This window comes from Mesorhizobium sp. WSM3862, from assembly GCF_002294985.1.
GTDB lineage: Bacteria > Pseudomonadota > Alphaproteobacteria > Rhizobiales > Rhizobiaceae > Mesorhizobium.
On record NZ_NSGE01000010.1, the window covers coordinates 40,944 to 63,201 of the forward strand.

The following is a 22,258-nucleotide window of genomic DNA, read 5'->3' on the forward strand; positions in this document are numbered from 1 at the left end:
ACCCTGACTCTTTGTCGGATAGCTGTAAAGGTCTACAGGCTGCATCAATGTCGGCTTTGTTCTTCGATGGCGGGAACACATCCTGCGCGGAGGCGACAAATGATGCAGCTGGTAACACCTGAACTCTACGGCGAGTTTCCAAACGAGCTCAAAGAAATGCATGGGCTGAGGCATCGGGTCTTCAAGGAAAGGCTGGATTGGGAAGTTGAGACCGAAAGCGAGATGGAAACAGACGCATTTGACAGCCTGAACCCCGTCTATCTGCTTCTCAAGGGATCCGACTGGCGAATTTGCGGTTGCGTCCGTCTTCTGCCGACTACCGGACCGACAATGTTGCGCGACAGCTTTCCGATGCTGCTGGGTGAGAGTGCCGCGCCCGCGAGTGCCGACATTTGGGAGAGCAGTCGTTTCGCACTCGATCTCCCTCCATCGGCGCCTAAGGCTGGTGGACTGGCGCAAGCGACCTACGAGCTCTTCGCCGGCATGATCGAATTTGGCTTGGCGAACAATCTCACCCGGATTGTGACAGTGACCGATACACGCATGGAACGGATCCTTCGTCTTGCAACGTGGCCGTTGTCGCGTATCGGACAGCCAAAGCCGGTCGGTAACACGGAGGCCGTCGCCGGCTTTCTCGAGATTTCCCACGCTAGCCTCTTGCGCATCCGCTGGAAGGGACGTCTGAACGGACCGGTGTTATGGCAACCGGTTTTCGGCCTGTCGGCATAGGCCTAACGATGCTCAGCCGGACCAACGCTCCTGGCCGCGGGCGCTACGACCTGTCGATATGCTGACCAGACTGGCGTAGTTGCGAAGGTTACGACCTTCCGGTCAATTCATCGACCGGTGAATGGTGGCTCCGACATGGCCAGGGAGCTGTCACGCCGGCCTTGGATTCAGCGCTCAGCAAGCGTCGAATTCCTCCTCAAGAGGTTCGGAGATGAGCAGCCGCCGGTATCGCGCAGCGACTGGTACAGCCGATCAGGCCATCTTAGGCATGCAGGTTCTTCGGACTTGATCAGAACCAGTTGAACCGCCATATACCGGTCCGGCCGCCAGTCAGGTGGCCCGTGGACGAGACCGAACCGGTCGAATTGATGTCCATTTATTCGACTTGCTACGAGCGCCAACTCGGGTGGAACTCTCCCGAGCTGTCAGGCGCCTCTGCTCTCCTTCGAGGTGATATATGAAAGATCCGCGCATTCCCGAGCCAGTCTTGAAGGCTATGTTGGGGGGAACCCACATCATCCGTGCTTATCGTGAGCACCTTGGATATTCCGTCGACGACCTGGCGGTGGCGTGCGGCCTGGCCGCTGAGGAAATCGTGAACATTGAGTCCGGTCTGAGATACAACAAGGGTTATCGAGATCGGATCGCGAAATCGCTGTCCCTACCCGTGGGAATTCTTGAGGCGGACATACTGGACGCGGCCTAATCATTGGAAGACATGTTGCCCGTTAGGTCTGTGGGAGCAGGTCGCGTACGAACCAACTGAATTGGTGTTCCGGGGGCGGCAGGATAATAACGGAACGGAACCACCGATGCATCTTTCCCTCCCAAGCTATCACTGCTGATCTGTCAATTTTAGACGACGGGGCAGCCACGGTAATGGCGCTTTCGCCGAAGCGCCGGCCTTGCCCCGAGGAGTTGCGCGAGCGCTCAACCTCCAGGCTTGCGACGCGCCGCTCTAAAGCGGCGGCACGCGGATTGGGGTGTGTCATTTGCGCAGAGTTCGGGCGCGCGCCGATTGCGCTTTTCCGACTGAGCATACGCTTGGGCTTGGAAATCCAGGAACGAGGCTCAGCCCCGCTGTCGGAACCCTGCTGCACCACCTTCTGCACCACGGCACGTCAGCGCATCGCGCATCAGACTCACACCGGGTTCACAACATTGACTCGCTGAGGTAGGAGGAGCGCAGAGAAGTCTCCGGTCGCAGCCTTACCCGGTCAAAACAAGGATCCCACAATGAAGACTCTCGTTATCTGCTCCGGCGGATTGGACTCCGTTGCCCTTGCTTACAGCGTGGCAGCGGAGCACGAACTCGCCGGCCTCCTGTCTTTCGATTACGGCCAACGGCACAGGAAAGAATTGGGCTTTGCCGCTCTCTGCGCGGAGCGACTGAACACTTTGCACCAGATCATCAACATCCCCGAAATTGGCCGCGGCCTTTCCGGTTCAGCGCTGACCGATGATGTCGACGTGCCGGACGGACACTATGCCGAAGACACGATGAAGATCACGGTGGTGCCGAACCGGAACGCCATCATGTTGGCGATCGCCTTCGGTCTGGCCGCCGCGCACAAGGCCGAAGCGGTGGCGATGGCCGTACATGGTGGGGACCATTTCATCTATCCAGATTGCCGTCCGGCCTTCATCGAAGCTTTCCAGGTGATGCAAGACCGCGCGCTCGACGGCTACGCGGAGATTCGCCTTTATACCCCCTACGTCAACCTCACGAAGGGCGACATCGTCGGGGATGGAGCAAGACACGGAACCCCATTTGCGGAGACCTGGTCGTGTTACAAGGGCGGCGAGCTTCACTGCGGACGGTGCGGGACCTGCGTGGAGCGGCGCGAGGCGTTTCATCTGGCGAGGCACGCTGATCCAACCGACTACGAAGACGCCGACTTCTGGCTCGAGGCGCTGCGGAGGAGGAGCGCCTGATGTTCCGTATCACCAAGGAATTCCACTTCTCGGCCTCGCATCAACTAACCTCCTTGCCACCCGATCATCAGTGTGCGCGCCTGCACGGGCATAACTACATCGTCGAAGTGGAGCTATCGGCGAAGGACCTGGACGCGCACGGCTTCGTGCGTGACTATCACGATCTGGCGCCGCTCAAACGCTATATAGACATCAGCCTCGACCATCGCCACCTCAACGAAGTGCTGGGACATGAGCAAGTCACGGCGGAATACTTGGCCAGACATTTCTATGAATGGTGCAAGGCACGTCTGCCGGAAACCGCGGCCGTGCGGGTGAGCGAAACCCCGAAAACCTGGGCAGAATACCGGCCGTGACGGACACGCGTCCCGCAATTCGTGTGAGCGAGATATTTGGGCCCACGGTCCAGGGCGAGGGCGTGCTCATTGGTTTGCCTACAGTCTTCATCAGAACCGGCGGGTGTGACTACCGGTGTTCCTGGTGCGACAGCCTCCATGCAGTGGACAACCAATTCCGCCGCGAATGGGAGATGATGCCGATCGATAAGGTGTGGCAAAGCGTCGTTGGGCTTTCCGGTGGCTGGCCAGTGATGGTGTCGCTGTCGGGCGGAAATCCGGCGATTCAGCCGTTCGGTACGCTGATCAAGCTTGGTCATGGTGAAGGCTACCGTTTTGCGCTGGAAACCCAAGGTTCGGTGGCCAGGGACTGGTTTGCGGATCTTGACGTGCTGGTTCTCAGCCCAAAGCCGCCGTCAAGCGAGACGAGGACGGATTGGGCTGCATTCGAGGCGTGCATACAAGCGGCGCAGGAGAAGCCGCAGACCGTGCTCAAGCTCGTTGTTTTTGATGAGAATGACTACGCCTACGCCAAAGACGCCGCCGCGCGATTCCCGCGCCTTCCGGTCTATCTGCAACCCGGCAATCACACGCCACCGCGCCCTGGCAATGAAGACGCACCTGTGGACCTGGACGGAATAATCAAACGCATGGAGTGGCTTGTGGAAAAGGTGACACGCGACAGGTGGTTCGAAGCGCGCGTGTTGCCGCAGCTGCACGTTATGCTCTGGGGAAACAAGAGAGGCGTCTAGTCTCGCCTGTGCGGGAAATGCGCCTGCGGATCTTCGGTTCGACGGGTCGGCCCATCTGGCGGCGCTGCCGGGAACTTGAGGCCGAGACGGTGTTGGACGCTTCGAAAGTGAGCGCACACCGTAGCGGCCGGCTGCCGCTCCGGTGTATGGTGGCCGCTGCGCTTCATCGAAACAAACGATTTTATTAACTGCCCGGTATCTCGCATTGATCCTGCACCGGACCGCATTGACCATCCGCTGCCTCTGTCGCGTGAAAAAGGGACCCGGAAGGGGATAATCTTCCGCATGAGCTCAGACGTGGCTGGAAACTGTCCTACGGATGAGTCGCAGCAGGCCCAGAATGTCAGACTCAACGCCGCTCCGGGAAGGGTGTTCGCTACCATGAACGGAACAATGCTTTGAGCCGAACGATCCGCGATGCGCGCGAGCCTGATGCTTCCGACGCTATGGTTTTCGACCGTCTCGACCGCTCCACCGATCCATATCTGGTTGGCTGTGCTGCTGTCGGCCACCTCTCTCCAGCGCGTCCGCCTTGCGCCGATACGGGATCGCGGACGCGTCCACGTAGCTTTGCCCAATTCGCCCCCCGGCCAAGACGGATGAGTGGCGAAAGTAGTTCATGGCGCTGAACATCTTCCTTGGGCGATCACGATGTCCTGGCGATGCAGGCCTGAACAAGTTCGAGCGGATCGATGGTGTTCGCAAGCCCGACCCACAGGATGAACCGCCCTGCGGATCGGTGACCTTTGTGCCTTGTGCTATCCGCCCCGCTTCGTCGAAACCGGAGAGCGAGTGGGAGCGCTGAGCATGTAGCAGCGCCCGAGACGTGCCGAGCTTTTGCGTGGAGTGCCCATGCGGGATGCATCTGTAGCATTATCTCCCGCCACCAGAGGGCTTGCCGGATGGAAATGTATCCACGGCGCAGATGAGCCTCATCGAAACAAACGATTTTATAAATCCTCCGGAATCTCCCATTTTACGACAGCAACCTCACACACACTGACCACCCGCTACCAACTATCGTGTGACGACTGCGAAAAGGAGCCGGAAAGGAAAATCAATCATGAGCTCAGACGTGCGACGGAAGTTGTGCTGGGAAAATGAGTTGTAGCTCCCCGACCCTTTCGAACTCCGACTTCTTGCGGAGGACCTATGGACTGACTGGGGTCTTCACGCAAACCCATTCGAAGGCGGCCGAGCCGCTTGGCGACGGTCCACTTGCACATCCGAGATGCTCGGTGTGCCGCTGCTAATGGGGTAGCGGCAACGCTCTTCGTCATCGACCCCCACGCCGCAGACCATCTCTATCATCAATTGGTACTCGTGAGTGGCACGAGCCTAGTCAGGGACGATGGTCGCGACATGGCTGGCAGAGGCATGGCGCCGCGCCCACGTCAAAAGGCATTACTACGGAAAGGAACAGAATGGCCGATCAACTCGCAACGGAAATCATTGCCACGATCAAGAAGCGCATCGAATTGGAAAACGGCGAGGGAAGTGGGTCCGACATCGGCGAAATAACGACTGCCACGGAACTGACCTCGCTCGGAGTCGATTCCCTGGGTTTGGCGGATCTCCTGTGGGATGTGGAGCAGGCCCACGGCATCAAGATCGATATGAACTCGGCCGACGCCTGGTCGAATCTCAAGAATGTCGGCGACATGGTGGAAGTCGTCCGCGGTTTGCTCGCGAAGGAGGTCTGATTGGACAGGCGAGTCGTCATTACTGGGATGGGCGGGCTTTGCGGCCTAGGCAACAGCGCCGCTTCTATCTGGAAAGAGATGCGCGAAGGCCGCTCGGCCATCCGCCCGATGGTCACTTCCGAGCTTCATGAGATGAAGGGCACTGTCGGTACCGAGATCAAGGAGCTGCCCAAGCACGACATCGGCCGCAACCGGCTCGTCTCCATGGACCGCCTCAGCTTGCTCGCAGTGCTTGCAGCACGCGAAGCCGTGCAAAACGCCGGGCTTTCCTGCGACGAGGGAAATCCGTATCGCTTCGGCGCGACAGTGGGCGTCTGCGGCTGGGGCTGGGGAACGGTCGAAGAAGCCTACCGCGCTCTGTTTTTGGACGGCGCGAAGCGTATTGGCCTCTATACTGCACCAAAGGGATTGCCGAGCGCCGCTGCCAGCCAGGTCAGCATGAGCCTCGGCCTGCGCGGCCCGGTCTTTGCCATCGCGTCTGCATGCGCATCAGCCAATCATGCGATTGCTTCGGCAGCGGATCAGATCAGGCTCGGCCGGGCCGACGTGATGCTTGCCGGAGGCGCAGAAGCGCCACTCGTATGCGTTCAGCTGAAGGCATGGGAAGCAATGCGCGCCCTCGCTCCGGATACTTGCCGGCCCTTCTCCGCCGACAGGAAGGGAGTGGTGATCGGCGAGGGTGCGGGCATGGCCGTGCTGGAAAGCTATGAGCATGCCGCGGCGCGCGGTGCCACAATGCTTGCCGAGATCGCAGGCATCGGTCTGTCCGGCGATGCCTTCCACGTCGTCGCGCCGTCCATCGAAGGGCCGGAGGCCGCGATGCGCGCTTGCCTTGCCGACTCCGGGCTGAATGCCGAGGACGTGGACTACCTCAACGCCCACGGCACCGGCACCAAGGCCAACGATCAGACAGAGACGGCGGCGATCAAGCGCGTCTTCGGAGACTATGCCTATTCGATGTCTGTCTCGTCTACCAAATCCGTGCACGCGCATTGCCTCGGCGCGGCGAGCGCACTTGAAATGATCGCCTGCGTGATGGCGATCCAGGAGGGCGTCGTGCCGCCGACCGCCAATTATCGCGAGCCAGACCCCGATTGCGATCTCGACGTCACGCCCAATGTGGCGCGCGAGCGCAAAGTACGCGTGGCACTGAGCAACGCCTTCGCCATGGGCGGCATGAACGCAGTTCTGGCGTTCAAGCAGGTGTAGAACCCATGCGAAATGCCTCCAGTAACTCTTTCTCTGGTATTCAACTGCTTGCCAGATCACGATCGTAAAGGACATCGCCTTGGACCGCCTTGGTGAATGCGCCAAGTGGCGGCGCAACCTCGACGAACCGCGGCCCGTTTTTGCAAAATTCTCAACTGTTGAAGCGATTTGGTCGTACCGCTATCGGACGGTTAAGCGGGGCCCGCCGAGTTCGCCTCGAGGGCCTGTCCAAAGCTGTACCCGATAAAGTCTGGAGGGCGCAGGGCCGCCAGTGACCGCTTCCGTGCGAAGCCGGTCCTTAGAAAGGGAATCGATAAATGTTCGATCTGACCGGCCGCAAGGCGCTCGTCACCGGAGCAAGCGGTGGAATCGGCGAGGCAGTGGCGCGGGCGCTGCACGCGCAGGGCGCAACCGTCGGCCTGCACGGCACGCGTGTCGAAAAGCTCGAGGGGTTGGCTGCCGAACTTGGCGGGCGGACAAAACTGTTTCCGGCAAACCTCTCAAACCGCGACGAGGTCAAGGCCCTGGGCGCAAACGCGGAAGCCGAACTCGAAGGCGTCGACATACTGGTCAACAATGCCGGCATCACCAAGGACGGGCTCTTTGTCCGCATGTCGGACGCGGACTGGGACGCGGTGCTCGAGGTCAACCTGACCGCCGTGTTCCGGCTCACACGCGAACTGACCCATCCGATGATGCGCCGCCGCAACGGCCGCATCATCAACATCACCTCCGTGTCCGGCGTAACCGGCAATCCCGGCCAGGCGAACTATTGCGCCTCAAAGGCCGGCATGATCGGCATGTCGAAATCGCTGGCGCAGGAGATTGCGACACGCGGCGTGACGGTGAACTGCGTGGCGCCGGGCTTCATCGAATCGGCCATGACCGACAAGCTGAACGACAGGCAGAAAGAAGCGATTATGGCCGCCATTCCGGCCAAGCGCATGGGCACCGGCTTGGAAGTCGCCTCGGCTGTGGTCTACCTAGCCTCGAAGGAGGCCGCCTACATCACCGGCCAAACCATTCATGTCAACGGCGGCATAGCAATGATTTAGCCTAAAAGTTCAGTGCGCCCCGATGACGCGTATCAACAGTGGAGGAAGGTTCCCACCCAGATAGCAGTCGGTTGGTCTGGCAACTGACGAGCCGGTTTGGTCGGCAACTGGCGAGGTCGAGCCTCGTGATCAAGGCCTCCTTGGGCGGAGGCTTAGATCAAGCTCTTTGAAGCGCATGCTATCCTATCCATAGCGTGGATGCATTCATTCGAAACAAACGATTTGCCAATTCTGCAGAACGTCGCATAGCAAGATTTCAAAGATGCAAGCCAAAGGGCAAGTATTCATTTTTGTACTGGCTCCGAGCAGTATTTTTCCGGGGTACGCCTTCCGGTGTGCTCGCAACACAACGGAGTCGCATTGTCATTGCGGCTAGTTTCTTTGGTGACCTGCGCAAGCTACATCGAGCCGGCTTGATGCGACAAGACCCCTGCTAGGCGCTTCCCAACAAAACAGCAACAAAGACGAGGTTTTTTCCATGTGCTCTGACGTGCGGTGGAGGTTGTGCTGGGAAAGTGACTTGCAACATACCGACCATGTCGAACTCTCCGAGTTCTTCCAAAAGACCTACGGACCGACTGGCGCCTTCAACTCAAAGCCATTCGAAGGCGGCCGTAGCTGGGCCGGTGCGAGGCCGGAGCTCCGCGCCATTAGCTACGATGCGCACGGCGTAGCGGCTCATATCGGCATACTCCGCCGCTTCATCAAGGTTGACGAGGTCGAGGTCCTGGTGGCCGACCTGGGGTTGTACGGGGTGCGTCCGGATCTTGAGGGACAAGGGATCGGTCATTCGATGCGCGTTCTATATCCGGTATTGCGGCAGCTTGGGGTTCCATTCGCTTTCGGCACCGTTCGGCGCGCGATGCGGAACCATATGGAGAGGTTCTGCAGAGACGGCCTGGCGGCGATTGTGTCGGGCGTTCGTGTGCGGTCCACTCTCCCACATGTGTATCTGGACCTGCCGCCCACGCGCGTCGAGGACGTGCTCGTCGTGGTTGTGCCGATTGGACGCTCGATGAGCGAGTGGCCATCCGGCACCCTGATCGTTCGGAACGGTCCGGAGCTTTGAAACATCTTGAAGTGCCGGGTGATCGCGCTAAGGCACCGCAGCGGCGGGTTTTTCCAGAGCTGCTCGGCTGAATACGCGTTCCCATTCACGTTAGCTGTGGGTAATCAAGGCTGAATTAACTTGCAAGATCTGCGCATCAAATCGATCCGGGCGCGGGTTCCGCGCGCACAGACGTTCCGGACCTGAATGGCCGCCACCAGATGCGACATTGCCCCATCCCACGAAGGCCCGCCGTGCCGAAAGCCCTGGGGGTCGGCCTTTCGAAGCTGAGCGTCAGCAACTTCGTCGAGTCTTAGACGCTCTTCGGCACCGAGCAGGTTGCAACGGGGCGAAGAGGCTCGCATATCTGTGGAGCGCGGCTCACGCCCCGGAGACAAGGGCAGGAATGATCAAAGGCTCATTCGCCTCGTCAAGAATGGAGAAACTGTACCGGCCATCTGTGTCAAGATCGACGGAGTAGCTCAGGCGGTCGAGTATGTAGTTATCCTGGTCGAACGTGACGATCCGCGGCTTCAGCGAGGTGATATGCGCTTCGTCCAGGTAGATGGAGTTGCAGACAATAATCGGGTCATCGGACTGACAGGTACGAGCCGCCGCTCCGTTGAGGATGCAACAGCGTGAACCGCGCTCGCCGAGGATGACATAGGTCGAAATCCGCGCACCGGAATTCCTATTCCATATCTCCACGAATTCCATCGGCAGGATCCCGGCTGCCTCGCAGTGGTCGGGGTCGAGCGTTATCGAACCGTGGTAGTTGAGGTTCGCTTCGGTGACGTGGATGCCGTGCAGCTTGCCGGCCACTATTTTTCGCATTGTTGTCCTCATCAGCACACAAGGTGAATCTTGGCAACGCCCGGCTAAATTACAACGGCGAGCGCACCGCCGCTGAGACCCGCACCCGCCGCCTCCAAAAGAATTTTCTCGCCTGGCCAAAATGGCTGCGCCCGATGGGCGAGCGAGAGCGAGATCGGATCGTCGCGGCGGAAGAGTTGCCATAGTGGGCGATCGTCTTGACGATTGCGCGATCGGCTATGCCGAGGTTCCTCCCGACCGCGACGAAAATCGACCATTGGCCTAATGCTGCACGAACCAATCGAGGTAAGCGGTGCAGGTGAAGTCATATCAACAGCTCCGTTCGGATGTTTGCCAACTGATCGTGACGGCATTCTCAAAGGCTGTGCAGAGCGTCAGTCGTGAGGGGAGGGCGGCAGCATCGCGCCCGGGGAAATCGGATCGGTAATGTGAACCGCGGCTCTCCTCGCGTCGAAGGGCTGCGATCGCCATCAACAGTGCCACCAGGGCCGGATCGGCCGTTGCCGTCTCGCCGACAGAGATCGGCAGCAGTGTCGCGACCGTGTCGCGCAGCGCTTTGCCATTCCGAACAATGCCAAGCGCTTTCGACACGAGCGGGCGTATGGGTGAAGGGTCGGGCCGGAAGGGAACGGTTGCGGGAAGCCTAGGCCACTGCCAACCCGCGCAAGATCCAGCCACGCTTGCCGCGACCCAGACTGCTGTCGCAACAGCTTCCGCGAGAGAGTTGCTGGCAAGCCGGTTGGCGCCATGCAGTCCCGTGCATGCGACTTCGCCGCAGGCCCACAGGCCGCTAACGGAACTACGCCCTTCGGCATCAACGGCCACTCCGCCCATGTGATAGTGAGCAGCGGGACGCACGGGGATAGGCTCCACGGCCGGATCGATGCCGGCCTGCTTGCAAATAGCGTCGATCGCCGGAAAGCGTCTTGCGAATTTCTGTCCGAGGCAATGTCGGGCGTCGAGATAGACCCGATGCCCGACAGCGAGCTGATCCGAGATCGCCCTCGCAACCACGTCGCGCGATGCGAGTTCTGCTCCGGGTGTATCGGCCAGGAAGCGATGGCCGTCTTCATCGATCAGCACCGCGCCTTCGCCTCGTACCGCTTCGCTGACAAGCGACATTGGACGGCGCGGACCATCGAGCGCGGTCGGGTGGAACTGCACAAATTCGAGATCGGCGAGCTCCGCTCCAGCACAGGCGGCAAGCGCAAGACCATGCCCGAATGAGGAGAGCGGGTTCGTTGTGTCGCAAAACAGCCCGCCTATCCCACCGGTCGCCAGCACCACGCGGCGTGTGGGCAATGCGAACACGCCGCCGTGCAAGACTGCCAGCAAGCCCACAATGCTGCCCTCCGACACAACCAAGCGAAGCGCTGTCATGCCTTCCATGATCGTGATCGAATGGGTTCGCCGCGCCACGCCGAGCAGCGCCCGAAACAACTCGCGGCCGGTTGCGTCGCCGGCGGCGTGGACAATGCGGCGACGCGAATGCGCCGCTTCCAGCCCGAGCCGCAGCCTCCCGTCGAGTGAGCGGTCGAAGGGAACGCCGAGACGGATGAGATTCTCGATGGCTTTAGGTGCGGCCTCAATCACCCGCCTGGCCATCTGTTCGTCGCAGTGGCCGTCACCGGCAGCAAGCGTATCGGTGAGGTGGAGTTCCGGGGTATCGTCTTCGCCGAGGCTGGCTGCGAGCCCGCCCTGTGCAAGCGTGCTCGAGGCTTCGGTCCCGAGCGGGGTTCTGGAGAGAAGAACGACCGGTTGTGGCGCCAGATGAAGCGCCGTCAGCAGGCCGGCGAGACCAGCGCCGATGATGACCGGCGCCCCGCCAATGTCATGGATGTCGGGCGTCATACAAAGAGCATGCGTTCCACAGCCCAGCGGGCCCGTTCAGTGACGTGCGGATCGATGGTGACGACGTGACGGTTCTCCTCGAGCGCGCTGCGGATGTTGGCGAGCGTGATGCGTTTCATGTGCGGGCACAGATTGCATGGACGCACGAAATCCACGTCCGGATGCTCGACCGCGACATTGTCGCTCATCGAACATTCCGTCATCAGCACCACACGCGCCGGCCTATGCCGCGCGACATACTCGGACATCGCCGCCGTCGAGCCGGCGAAGTCGGCTTCGGCCACGACCGCGGGCGGACATTCGGGATGGGCAAGTACGCTGATGCCGGGATGGGCCTCACGCAGCTCGCGGATGTCGGCCGCTTCAAAGCGTTCATGCACCTCGCAATGCCCCTTCCAGACGATGATCTCAACCTTCGTCTGTGCCGCGATGTTCTTCGCCAGATATTCGTCGGGCAGCATGATCACGCGCGGCACCCGGAGCGACTTCACCACTGCGAGCGCGTTGCCTGAGGTGCAGCAGATGTCTGACTCAGCTTTCACCGCGGCGGAGGTGTTGACGTAGGTGATGACCGGAACACCGGGATAACGCTGCCGCATCAGGCGCACGTCTTCGGCCGTGATCGAGTCGGCCAGCGAGCAGCCGGCGGCGAGATCCGGGATGAGCACGGTCTTGTCCGGATTGAGGAGCTTGGCTGTTTCAGCCATGAAATGCACGCCGGCTAGTACGATCACATCGGCGTCGACTGTCATCGCCTTGCGGGCCAGCGCCAGGCTGTCGCCGACGATGTCAGCCACGCAGTGAAAAATCTCCGGCGTCTGGTAGTTATGCGCCAGGATAACCGCGTTGCGCTGTCGCTTCAGTTTCAGGATCGCGTCGATGTCGTCGACGAAGACCGGCCACTCGATCGGTGGGATAACGCGCCGAACGCGGTCGTATAGGGAGGCGCTCGAAGGCAGGACGGCGCTCATCGAGCCTCCAGTTATAGTCAATGCGATTATAAGGGCCTATAATCGTTGTGACTATAAGTGGTGTCAAGCCCGTGCGAGCGGCAATTTTGTGCCGGCCACAGGCCTCTCGTCTAGAATGGCATGGTGGAAGCGGTAGAGCTGCGCCGGCCGGCCGCCGGTCTCGGCGGTCGTCGCTCCGGTCTTCTCAACCAGCTCCTGCTGCCCTATGAGCCGGCGAAAGTTCGGCTTGTTGATGAGCCTGCCGGAGAGCGCCTCCACGGTTCGCTGGAGCTGTAAAAGCGTGAAGAGCGGCGGCATCAGTTCGAACACAACCGGCCGGTATTTGATCTTGGAGCGCAGACGCGCAATAGCCGTTGCCAGAATGCGGCGATGATCGGCGCTCATCGATCTGCCCGGCACCGGAGCGAGGATGGCAGAATCTCCGCCGCGCTTTGCTTCCTCCACCAGGGCGGCTTCGTAGAGCAGCTCGTAGCGCTGCAGCGCGAGCTCTTCGTTCCATGCCCGGTCGTCCATGGCAAAGGCGACCGCCGCTCGCCGCCGGCGATCGAAGCGCGTCGCGCCGTCGTCCGCGCCTTGCGCCCATTCGATAAGGCGCGGCCACAATTCTTCCAGCATCGGGGGCCTGCCGGAGCGATGATCCTCCCAAGGGAAATAGTCGTACCAGCTCGCCCAGCTGCGCCTGCCCGAGGCGCCCGCATCTTCTTCGCGGGTGAGTGCGAGATAGCTGATCGAGATCACGCGCTCATTGCCGCCGGTCCGATCGCGATCGGCGAAGGTGTAGAGCTGCTCGATGTAACCGAGAGGCTGGCCGGTCTGCAGTTCCACCCATGCCCTGAGGCTCGACTGGAGCGAACGATGAGCGAGCTCAAACGGGCCCGAGGGAAGTGCGGCCCCCTGTTCAATGGTCAGAACACATGGTCCAGCGTCGTTCACGGCGACGACGACTGCGATCAGGTCCGCGTTGACGTCGTTGGTCTTGCCTATAGCTCTGCCTTCCCTCGGTCCCTTTGCCTGATCCATGGTTCCTGGCCTACTTGGCAGAGCTCCGCCTGTCTAAACCGATTTAGCTCTGTTCTTTTATCATACCACTCGTCGCGCCAACACCACGCGCTCTGGAGCTTTTACCTCTTCGCACCTGGACAAAAATATGCCAAACGCGACACTCGCCGTGGGTGACGCCGGGTGAGGAGAGACGTGGATTGAGCGATCTCAGGCTGTCGGCCGGGCAGCGCGTGGCGGCGCCAAAGCTCGCCGGAAGCGGGCCGTTCTTGATAGCAGCCGGCGCCGACAGGAAGGCTGCACCGCCTCACCGAGTCCGAGCTGAACCAACCAACGCTTGATTTGTCTCAGCTATTCGCCTCGCTCGGTATGTCGCGGCCCCGACATGTCGGAAGTCCGACAGCCGCTTCAGAGACACTTGATCTCGATACCGTATTTCCTCAGCGCGTAACCAATCTGGCGCGGCGTCAGTCCAAGCAGGCGCGCTGCCTTTGCCTGTACCCAGCCGGATCTTTCCATGGCCGCGATGAGACGCTCGCGATCGGTCATCTTCGCGTCGCTTACGAGGGCCACCCGAACAGGCGCTGGCAGTGCCTGATCGCTGTAAACAGGCGGGGCCCCAAAGGCGGCCGAAGCAACAGCACCAGACGATTGCATGGCCGGGTTCAGTGGCGACGGTGCGATCGGCTCCGATTGCGGCGCAGCCTCCGTCGATGCGTGCTTCCAAAGCATCGCGGAAAGGCATCGGCCGTGGCAGCAATCAAAGTCGCTTCTGACGATTGACGCTCCCGCTGACAGGGTCGCTGTCCGCTGCACGCAATTTTCAAGCTCGCGGACATTTCCGGGAAAAGCACAGTTCATCAGCACTTCAGTCGCACTCGCATCGAAGACCAGGGTACGGCCGTTCTCGCTGTTGAAATTCTTGAGAAACTCAGCGGCAAGGAGCGGAATATCGCTGCGTCGTTCGCGCAATGGCGGCACCAGCAAGGGAACAACGCTGATGCGATAATAAAGGTCGGCGCGAAACTCGTTCCTTGCAACAGCGTGTTCCAGGTTCCTGTTCGTGGCAGCAATCACGCGAACGTCGACCTTAATCGTCTGGTTGCTGCCGACCCGTTCGAACTCCTGCTCCTGCAGCACGCGCAGCAGCTTTGCCTGGAACGAGGCCGAAATCTCGCCGATCTCGTCCAGAAACAACGTTCCCTTGTCGGCGAGCTCAAAGCGCCCCTTGCGCGAGTTGAATGCACTGGTAAAGGCACCCTTTTCGTGACCGAACAGTTCGGATTCCAGGACTGTCTCAGGGAGCGCTGCGCAATTGAGCTTGATGAACGGCCGCTTGGCGCGCCCCGACAGCTCGTGAACGGCCTTGGCGACCAGCTCCTTGCCGGTCCCGGATTCCCCGCGCAGCAAAACGGTACTGTTGGACTTGGCTACTAACGCGACCTTCTCAAGCAGCCCGCGCAGCGCCGGGCTGTCGCCAATGATCCCCTTGACATGAGCCCTTTTGCCCTCATGCCGAGGCTGCTTGAGCTCGCCGAATTGCTTTTGCATCCGGATTTTCTCGGCCATCAGTCGCTCGCGGTCGGACGCGAACAGGCGATGCAGCTTCACTGTCTGCCCAACCAGATTGGCGATCGTGGTGAGGAGGCGGAGGTCGTAATCGAGGAGGGAGGCTGATTTGTTGTCCAGGATGCGGTCGATGGTCAGCGTGCCCACGACGATCGCATCGACGCGAATGGGTACGCCGATGAACGACACTTTCATGTTGTCGGACGCCCCGAGCACGTCCTTGTCGGCGGCGTTGAAGGCCGGATCCACCGCTATGTTCTCGGCGACGAGCGCCATGCCCGTCGTTATGATCTGGTCGATCGCCGTCCGGGGCAGATGCTTCCGGTGGTGCTCATCGCTGCCTTCGCTCGAGCCGGCGCCGACGATCATGTCCGGTGTGCCGGCACCGTTGAAGAGCGAGATGATACCGTGCCGCACCTGCACCAACGATGGCAGGAGATCGACGACGTTGGCCAAAGTGGCTTCGAGCGCAGCGGGGGCGGTGAGTGCTTTCGATGTTTCGAAGATATCTGGCGCCCTCTCGTGCAGCGGCACAAGAGACACCACGTGATTCGTCTCGGACTTTGAATTAGGCGTTTTCATTTCTGGAAGCGATATGCCGCGTGACCAGATCTGCCTGGCACTTTGCACGCAGGTGCGAGCATCGTGCTGCATGTGATCATCCATCTCGCGCCGTGAAATCGACGCTCGAGGCAAGTGCGCCTATTGTCCGGCGCGCGGATTTCCTTGGCCAATCGCATTCGTGGGCGTCTTCGCTCTGCAGGCCGCTGCACAATCGACGGGTTTGCTCGCCTCGGCCTGGCACGCGGGAATTCATTGAAGCACGAAAAGGCGTTGACGGAGGTAGTCTTGCCGATTGATCCGCCAGCGAGACGGACGTCTGCAGCCGGCTTTTCGTGACCAATTAGATGGCCGCCGAGATGATCGTTAATGTCGATGCCGGTCAGGCCCGGGCCGCGGGCAAGTGCGGCCCTGGCAAGTTGGGGCGGCGTCATGCGGTCGATCGCAAAGCGGAGCGATGCTTGACGCATGGCTTTCCTTTCTCTTCCATGAAGTGCGGGTCGTCGTTCTCGGCTGACTGGCTTCCGCCGCGCAGCAATTATCCGTTGTTAAACGAGACCGGAATGACGGAGGTGAGTCAACCAAACTCCCGCTGCTTTTCTTTCATCGATGAAAGGAAATCAGGCTCTCATGATAGTATTTTATCAGTGTTTCAGATGTTTTCCGGCAGATAGATCTCAAACGGCAGAAAAGTCTGCCCAAGCGTCTCCGAAGTGCCGACCTTGATGGCCTGGGCCATCAGCGTCATTAGTTCCTGGCAAAGCAGGCGCTGGGGCGTGGCGACCGACATCGTGATTATGCCATCTGCGAGTGCTGCCCGCGACTCCGGCGTGATCTCGTTGACGATCGCGACGAGATCGCGGCTTTCGCCTTCGTCACGGAGCGCGGAGATCGCTCCCTCCATACCTCCGCCGGCCACATAGAAGCCAGTGAGTTCGGGTTCCCGTTGCATGAGATCCAGCGTGGCCTCGTAGGTGATCTGCCGTGCCTCGAGGTTCACGAGCGGATCGAGCAGCTCGAATGTCGGTGCATTCTCGCGAAAATAGGAGCGAAAGCCGACCTCCCGCAGCTCCTGCCCCTGAAAACGGTGGCTGCCGACAAAAATCGCCACCTTGCCCGGCCGTCTTGCAACCTTTGAAAGCATCCACGCTGTCGTCCGCCCGACCTTGCGGTTGTCGAGGCCGATGTAGCCCTCACGAACTCCTTCGGCGAAATCGGAAAGCAGCGAGAAAACGGGGATGCCTTTTGCCTTGAGTTCTTGGACGGCTGCCGTGATCGCCGGATGGTCCGGCGCCACCATGGCGATCGCGTGGCAGCGCGCGCCGAATTCCTTGAGCAGTGGAACAAGGTCGCACGGCATGTGCGACGGCGCGAATTCGATGAGCGAAGTGCCATGGAAGCACTTCGCCGCGTTGACCGCCGCTTCAACCTCACGCGCGAGGCGCTGGTAAAAGTGGTGAGTCGGTTTTCTCAGGATGAAGCCAAGCCGATATTGCGGCAGGTCCCGCTGCAGGCGCTGCTTGATAAGACCTGCGGCGTGATATCCGATGGCCTGTGCCGCCGCTAAGACCCGCTGCGCAGTCTCCTCCCGCACCGGATGACGGGCATTCAGAACTCGATCAACGGTGGCAACACTGAGCCCGGCTTCCCGGGCGATATCAGCAATTGTGGGTCGCTTCGCCATGGTCCCGTCTGATTAAAAGGACATTAGGAAGAAACCCGGTAAAGGTAAGATTCAGTAAAATCTGTCATTCCTGCATTGATCCTGTTCGCTACCGGAACTCTTGTCGTGGCGTGGTGCGAGGCAGAAGCCAAACGTGAACGACGCGCCTTCCGACCGTCTTCGACATCATCGATGCCCATAGATCATTGATCCCTCTATGCCAAGGTCGCTTTCGTTGCGTAGAGCGTGGGCGAATTGTTCAGCCGTGCCTCGACGAGAGCTGACCGCGGGGCCCCCGATCGAGCTCCGCGCCCGGTTCCACGAACCGTCGCAATCTTCGTAAGCATCAAGCGCATCGTCGATGGCTTGTGTGTCGTGACCAGTGCGGGACCTTCGCAAGGCGCACAGATTTTGCACTCACTGCATTTCGGGATTCTTGATTTCATCGGCCGGCGCGAGGCCGTTTGGACCCCGCGGCTCGATTGTCGGGCGTTTGCGACCAGCCAGGCGATTCAACCGGTAGCGATGCTGCCGCCTTGCACGGCGCGGGCGCTGTCAGTGGCTGGCCGGTTGATGTCTCGGCAGGCTGGTGGCCGCAGAAGGCAGCTTGCAATTGCGCCTGATCCAATTCGCCTTCCCAGCGGGCGACGACGAGCGATGCCACCGCGTTACCGATCAAATTGGTGAGTGCCCTGCATTCCGACATGAAGCGGTCGACGCCAAGGATCAGCGCCATTCCAGCAACGGGAACAGACGGCACTACGGACAGCGTAGCGGCCAACGTGATGAAGCCGGCACCTGTGACACCTGCTGCCCCCTTCGAGGAAAGCATCGCGACGAGCAACAGGAGGACCTGATCGCTAACTGACAAATCCGTATTCGTCGCCTGCGCAATGAAAAGGGCCGCCAGGGTCATATAGATATTGGTGCCATCCAGATTGAAGGAATATCCGGTCGGGATGACCAGGCCCACGACCGAGCGCTTGGCCCCGGCCTTTTCCATTTTCTCCATGAGAGAGGGCAGCGCGGCCTCGGAGGAGGACGTTCCGAAAACCAGCAGCAGCTCTTCCTTGATGTAGCGGATAAGAGAAAAGATCGAGAACCCGTTGTAACGGCAGACTGCACCGAGAACCCCGAACACGAAGAGAAAGGCCGTGAGATAGAAGGTCCCGACCAGCATCGCAAGGTTGGCCACCGAAGCGATGCCATATTTGCCAATTGTGAAGGCCATTGCTCCGAAAGCGCCGAACGGCGCGGCTTTCATGAGGATGCTGACCAATTTGAAAACGGGTGCAGTGAGGTCCTGAAGGAAGGAAACAACCGATCTGCCCGATTCTCCGACCATCGCCAGCGCGATGCCGAAGAGGACGGAGAAGAACAACACCTGGAAAATGTCGCCTTCCACGAAGGCGCCGACAATCGTGGTCGGGATCATATTCATCAGGAAGCCGGCCACGGACTGCTCATGGGCCTTCGCGGCATAGCCATTGACGGCCTGGACATCGAGCGAGGTCAGATTGATGTTGAGGCCGGCGCCAGGCTGAATGACATTGCCGACGATGAGGCCGACGAGAAGCGCGAGCGTCGAGAAGGTGACGAAATAGACCATCGCCTTGCCGGCAACACGGCCGACCTTCTGAAGATCGCTCATGCCGGCAATTCCGGTGGCCACGGTCAGAAAAATAACGGGCGCGATGATCATCTTGACGAGCTTGATGAAGGCATCGCCGAGCGGCTTCAGGTGTTCTCCGATTTGCGGATAAAAATGCCCAACTGCAACTCCGAGGATGATTGCGACAAGCACCTGCACGTAAGGCTTGGCACAAAGGGTCTTGCGGGATGCGCGGTTTTCGTTGGGGGCCAGTGGGGTCAACATGTAAGTTTTCTCTCCCTGACCGGTTTGGGGCGGGCTCTTTCTCCCTTCCCGCGCTTCTCCCATCGCGGCGCTCCGGTCGAACGCTGCTTCAATGCTGGTCGCAACAGCCGTGCCAAGCCAAGAAATCGCCGGGTCTCAGGTATTTGCTACAATTGAAGAGCTAGATTTGTGTGGTTTTCTGCATTGATCGCTGGCGGAGACCCAAAGTTCCGAACGAGCCCGCTTGCATTGATCTCCTGCGATTCCAGCCTGGTTAATTCCAGCGACGCAAAGTTCTGACTTTGAGGGAACAAAGTTCCGAACCTGAGGCGTGCACATGCTTCTGCCAGGCGGACAACAGGTCGTCCTTAGACGGTGGTTCGCCACGGTGGGAATGCTCCGGCGTAGAGGCGGGCGAAACTCCGAGCGAGCGCTTCCTCGCTATGCTCGAGATGAGCAGCCCTCAGGTGTTCGCAGTGAGTACGCAGTTGACCGTCCTTCCGCCGCTACTAGCGCACTCCATTCCTTCCAAGCGACAGCCAAGATCGACATCTCCGTCGGAAAACTGGCCTTGCCGCCGTGGATTTGGGCCGCTTGTCCGGGGTCGAACCCTTTTTGGAAACAGACGACAGGGTCCGCGAAGATCATTCTTTGGTTTTAAGGGAGAGCCTGGACGGCCGTTCTCTGCGGGAGATGACAGCGTTACGTGGCTGGAGCATCGCCACGACTGGGCCGAGATTAGACGAGGAAAGCCCAAGACGAATTGCGGAAAATGCGGTAACGACCCGCGGAAAGAGCTGAATCAACCGTCGTCTCGAGGCCCTCCCGTCCCCGTGCTGTCCCCCATCAACGGCAACAAACCTATGGCAAGGATATGGGGCTGAAAACACATCATGCATTAACTTGACCAGAGTCATAAGAGGTAGCAAAAATCGCCAGATTATAATTAGAACCGCTGAGGGGAGCTATATTCAGATTGGCCGATACATCAAAGCCCGACCCGTCGGAATTAGCTGCAGTAGATAGTCGAAGTCGCTGATGTTACCCGTTAGAACGGTAAACCCCAATTTCTGCGCATGCAGGAACAACACACAGTCCTGAAGTGCCCGAAGCCTTGAATCATGCTTGTAGCCTTGGAGGCGACACAGCATTCCAGACAGAAGGGCGGCTCGGCCCAAGACATCGGGATCTGGCGCAAAAACCCGATGGGGAGGCATATCCTTGATCATGGTCCCGATCTGCTTGATAGCCTTGCCCGTGCCCGAATGTTTCGGGTCAAGGACACCGACGGTGTGCATCAGCTCTTGGATCGCTACGGTGGAATGGTTGACTTGCCTGACATCGAGGAGGTCGGCGACTGCTTCAGGCGCCCGGCCTTGCAAACCGTCGATGTAGACGCAGGTGTCCAGCAGCAGTTCTTGCCCCGCCCCGGCGAGGTTGCCGATGATAGGCAGCTCCATGTCGGGGCGGCGGCTTAAGGTTTTTTGGGGATCAAATCGCGACCATGTTACGGCCGCACCAAAGTCGAAATCGGCCAATTCAGAATCCGAGCTTCAGCGTCGGATCCACAGTTCCCCGTGTTTTCCTGAAGGTCTCGGCGAAGTTGTCTTCCAGAGCCACATTAGCCAACGCAAATTCGACGAGTTCGGTATCAGACGTTAATCCGGTTCGAGCTTTGGCCTTCTTGATTAGATCAGCACTCACCCGCCCCGCAATCCTGGCGTCCTTCTCAGCGCGCAGGCCGGATTCTTCCGCCCTCTGCAGGACGGCCTTAATCCTGGCCAAGCGGCGGACCTGCAATTTCTCAGCCAGTTTGGGAAGGGTTCTCGTCCGCTTGCCCACGGACCCTCGGCCGCGACGGATACGTACAGCAGTCTTCGTCATCGGGGTTCCTCACAGGTGCGTTCAACAAAATTCGATTTTAGACAACATAGCAGGCAAGGTGAATTTTTCAAATACCCCGAAATAAAAGGCGGTTGTTGGCCGCCCGGAGGTTGCTTTGCTGAAGCTCTCCAAAAGGGGGAACGTCACGGCTCCAACCGATCCGATGGCTGGTCTACGCGGGAGCACCAGGTCGGTAGGCGCTCCCGGGCCAAGCTCGCAGCGTGAGTTTTCACCTCGTCCGAGCGGCCCGGCAGAACACTACTCGGTGTAAGCGGTGGTCGCGCTTCCCCAACTCCCACATGGATCGTTGAACCAGAGAATGCGATGGCAAAAGAAGCATTGGCAAAGGGCGCCTTCCAGCGAATGTATTGACGCTCCGCATCCCGCCGCTTCCCGAAAGGCGCGAAGCTATCCCGATCCTCTCGCCGCGAGCTGAGGCAAGGCCCGCCGACTGATGCCGGTCAACAACGCCTCCTGGACCGCCAATGGCGAGCGCCGGGGCATCTGATGGAGAACGCACACAGGAGCGGCCGGGCTATCTCTCAGTGATATATGGCCGCACCCCCGTCCCCAGTGCTTGAGCTGCGGGTTCCCCAGGATCACGCCGCCCGTTTCTCCACCGAGTGTTCGAAGCGCCTTGGTGGCCACCCTAGCGGAGATGTATGTGCAGGGGTGTCGACCAGGAAAGTCAAGGCGATCATGGCTGAGCTGTGCGGCCATGCGTCCTGGGCCTCATCAAGCGTGGCCATCAACAAGCGGCTGGATGAGAGCCTGAAGACCTTTGCCGAGCGCCCGCTTCGTGGGCCGTTTGCCTACTTCGACGAGCAGTCTGTCACTTATCCATAGGGTGGATGCTCGCGATCTAAACAATCGATTTTACCAATCCGAGCCTGTCATTCATAGACCGGCTAACTGACATGCATCGCTGCTGCTCTATCGCGTGAGGTGCACAAACGAATCCGAAAAAGAGGAAGTCTTCGCATACGCTCTGACATGGGTGGAGGTTGTGCTGGGAACATGAGTTGCAGCTTGCCGAACACCTCGAACTCTCTGAGTTCTTGAGAACACCTGCGAGCCGACCGGGGTCTTCAACGCAAAACCGTTCGGAGGCTCTCGAAGTTGCCCCGGTGCGGGGCCGGAGGTCCGGTGAAACCATGCTAGCAGACCTGCTCAACTGAACGACGCCGGCAGACCAGGCGTGAAGTTCTCGCAAAGGAGCGGGGGCAATTGCGGAAGCAGTGCTGCGTTCCTGCTCGCATCCATCAACACAGCGGCCAAGGCGAGGTGGCGGAACTCGTCAAGGCG

General features: G+C 59.9%; 20 protein-coding genes and 2 pseudogenes. 12 read left to right on the forward strand and 10 right to left on the reverse strand.

The genetic code is table 11. The features are described from left to right. The first annotated feature begins 99 nt into the window (after positions 1–99). The 10 genes from CK224_RS25290 (at position 100) to CK224_RS25330 (ending at position 8,787) form a co-directional block, all read left to right on the forward strand. On the forward strand, positions 100–729 hold the full coding sequence (locus CK224_RS25290) for an acyl-homoserine-lactone synthase (protein ID WP_095783640.1): 630 nt from the start codon (positions 100–102) through the stop codon (positions 727–729). Positions 730–1,186: 457 nt separating this feature from the next. After that, positions 1,187–1,435, forward strand: a complete 249-nt coding sequence (locus CK224_RS25295) for a helix-turn-helix transcriptional regulator (protein WP_095783641.1) — start codon at positions 1,187–1,189, stop codon at positions 1,433–1,435. Between the two features lie 530 nt (positions 1,436–1,965). Further along, complete coding sequence (gene queC / locus CK224_RS25300) at positions 1,966–2,664, forward strand: 7-cyano-7-deazaguanine synthase QueC (RefSeq protein ID WP_095783642.1); 699 nt, start codon at positions 1,966–1,968, stop codon at positions 2,662–2,664. Then, positions 2,664–3,020 (forward strand): 6-carboxytetrahydropterin synthase QueD, encoded by a 357-nt coding sequence (gene queD, locus CK224_RS25305; RefSeq protein ID WP_095783643.1) that lies wholly within the window; start codon positions 2,664–2,666, stop codon positions 3,018–3,020. Before queC ends, queD begins: the two co-directional genes overlap by 1 nt. Continuing rightward, positions 3,017–3,751 (forward strand): 7-carboxy-7-deazaguanine synthase QueE, encoded by a 735-nt coding sequence (gene queE / locus CK224_RS25310; RefSeq protein ID WP_095783644.1) that lies wholly within the window; start codon positions 3,017–3,019, stop codon positions 3,749–3,751. Before queD ends, queE begins: the two co-directional genes overlap by 4 nt. Positions 3,752–4,370: 619 nt before the next feature. Further along, on the forward strand, positions 4,371–4,556 hold the full coding sequence (locus tag CK224_RS30930; protein WP_141245871.1) for a hypothetical protein: 186 nt from the start codon (positions 4,371–4,373) through the stop codon (positions 4,554–4,556). Positions 4,557–5,175: 619 nt separating this feature from the next. After that, positions 5,176–5,454 (forward strand): acyl carrier protein, encoded by a 279-nt coding sequence (locus CK224_RS25315; protein WP_095783645.1) that lies wholly within the window; start codon positions 5,176–5,178, stop codon positions 5,452–5,454. Continuing rightward, positions 5,455–6,663 carry a beta-ketoacyl-[acyl-carrier-protein] synthase family protein gene (locus CK224_RS25320; protein ID WP_095783646.1) on the forward strand — a complete coding sequence of 403 codons (1,209 nt, stop codon included), beginning with the start codon at positions 5,455–5,457 and terminating at the stop codon, positions 6,661–6,663. A gap of 317 nt (positions 6,664–6,980) precedes the next feature. Then, entirely contained in the window at positions 6,981–7,718 is a 738-nt protein-coding gene (gene fabG, locus CK224_RS25325) for a 3-oxoacyl-[acyl-carrier-protein] reductase (protein ID WP_095783647.1), read from the forward strand. A gap of 478 nt (positions 7,719–8,196) precedes the next feature. After that, entirely contained in the window at positions 8,197–8,787 is a 591-nt protein-coding gene (locus tag CK224_RS25330) for a NodA family N-acyltransferase (protein ID WP_095783648.1), read from the forward strand. A gap of 360 nt (positions 8,788–9,147) precedes the next feature. Here the strand turns inward: CK224_RS25330 and panD are convergent, their stop codons facing one another. From panD to CK224_RS25385, 10 genes and pseudogenes are all read right to left on the reverse strand, one after another. Further along, on the reverse strand, positions 9,148–9,600 hold the full coding sequence (gene panD, locus CK224_RS25335) for an aspartate 1-decarboxylase (protein WP_095783649.1): 453 nt from the start codon (positions 9,598–9,600) through the stop codon (positions 9,148–9,150). Positions 9,601–9,644: 44 nt separating this feature from the next. Next, positions 9,645–9,885 (reverse strand): annotated as a pseudogene (locus CK224_RS32050) (3-oxoacyl-[acyl-carrier-protein] synthase III C-terminal domain-containing protein); the annotation flags it as partial. A 24-nt stretch (positions 9,886–9,909) separates the two neighbouring features. After that, entirely contained in the window at positions 9,910–11,451 is a 1,542-nt protein-coding gene (locus CK224_RS25345; protein ID WP_095783650.1) for an L-aspartate oxidase, read from the reverse strand. Continuing rightward, a complete protein-coding gene (nadA, locus tag CK224_RS25350; RefSeq protein WP_095783651.1) occupies positions 11,448–12,422 on the reverse strand; it encodes a quinolinate synthase NadA in 975 nt (324 codons plus the stop codon). The genes CK224_RS25345 and nadA overlap by 4 nt, the downstream gene beginning before the upstream one ends. A gap of 63 nt (positions 12,423–12,485) precedes the next feature. Then, on the reverse strand, positions 12,486–13,442 hold the full coding sequence (locus CK224_RS25355) for a hypothetical protein (protein WP_095783652.1): 957 nt from the start codon (positions 13,440–13,442) through the stop codon (positions 12,486–12,488). Between the two features lie 387 nt (positions 13,443–13,829). Next, positions 13,830–15,644 carry a nif-specific transcriptional activator NifA gene (gene nifA, locus CK224_RS25360; protein WP_245426197.1) on the reverse strand — a complete coding sequence of 605 codons (1,815 nt, stop codon included), beginning with the start codon at positions 15,642–15,644 and terminating at the stop codon, positions 13,830–13,832. A 559-nt stretch (positions 15,645–16,203) separates the two neighbouring features. Next, positions 16,204–17,235 carry a LacI family DNA-binding transcriptional regulator gene (locus CK224_RS25365; RefSeq protein ID WP_095783654.1) on the reverse strand — a complete coding sequence of 344 codons (1,032 nt, stop codon included), beginning with the start codon at positions 17,233–17,235 and terminating at the stop codon, positions 16,204–16,206. Positions 17,236–17,656: 421 nt separating this feature from the next. Beyond that, positions 17,657–19,090 carry a dicarboxylate/amino acid:cation symporter gene (locus CK224_RS25375; RefSeq protein ID WP_095783655.1) on the reverse strand — a complete coding sequence of 478 codons (1,434 nt, stop codon included), beginning with the start codon at positions 19,088–19,090 and terminating at the stop codon, positions 17,657–17,659. Positions 19,091–20,040: 950 nt separating this feature from the next. Next, positions 20,041–20,607 (reverse strand): DNA-binding protein, encoded by a 567-nt coding sequence (locus CK224_RS25380; protein WP_095783656.1) that lies wholly within the window; start codon positions 20,605–20,607, stop codon positions 20,041–20,043. A gap of 1 nt (position 20,608) precedes the next feature. Further along, a complete protein-coding gene (locus CK224_RS25385; protein ID WP_095783657.1) occupies positions 20,609–20,953 on the reverse strand; it encodes a hypothetical protein in 345 nt (114 codons plus the stop codon). Between the two features lie 552 nt (positions 20,954–21,505). Between CK224_RS25385 and CK224_RS25390 the strand changes: the two genes are divergently transcribed. Then, positions 21,506–21,799 (forward strand): transposase, encoded by a 294-nt coding sequence (locus CK224_RS25390; RefSeq protein WP_095783658.1) that lies wholly within the window; start codon positions 21,506–21,508, stop codon positions 21,797–21,799. Positions 21,800–21,957: 158 nt separating this feature from the next. After that, positions 21,958–22,100 (forward strand): annotated as a pseudogene (locus tag CK224_RS25395) (acyltransferase); the annotation flags it as partial. Between the last annotated feature and the right edge of the window lie 158 nt (positions 22,101–22,258).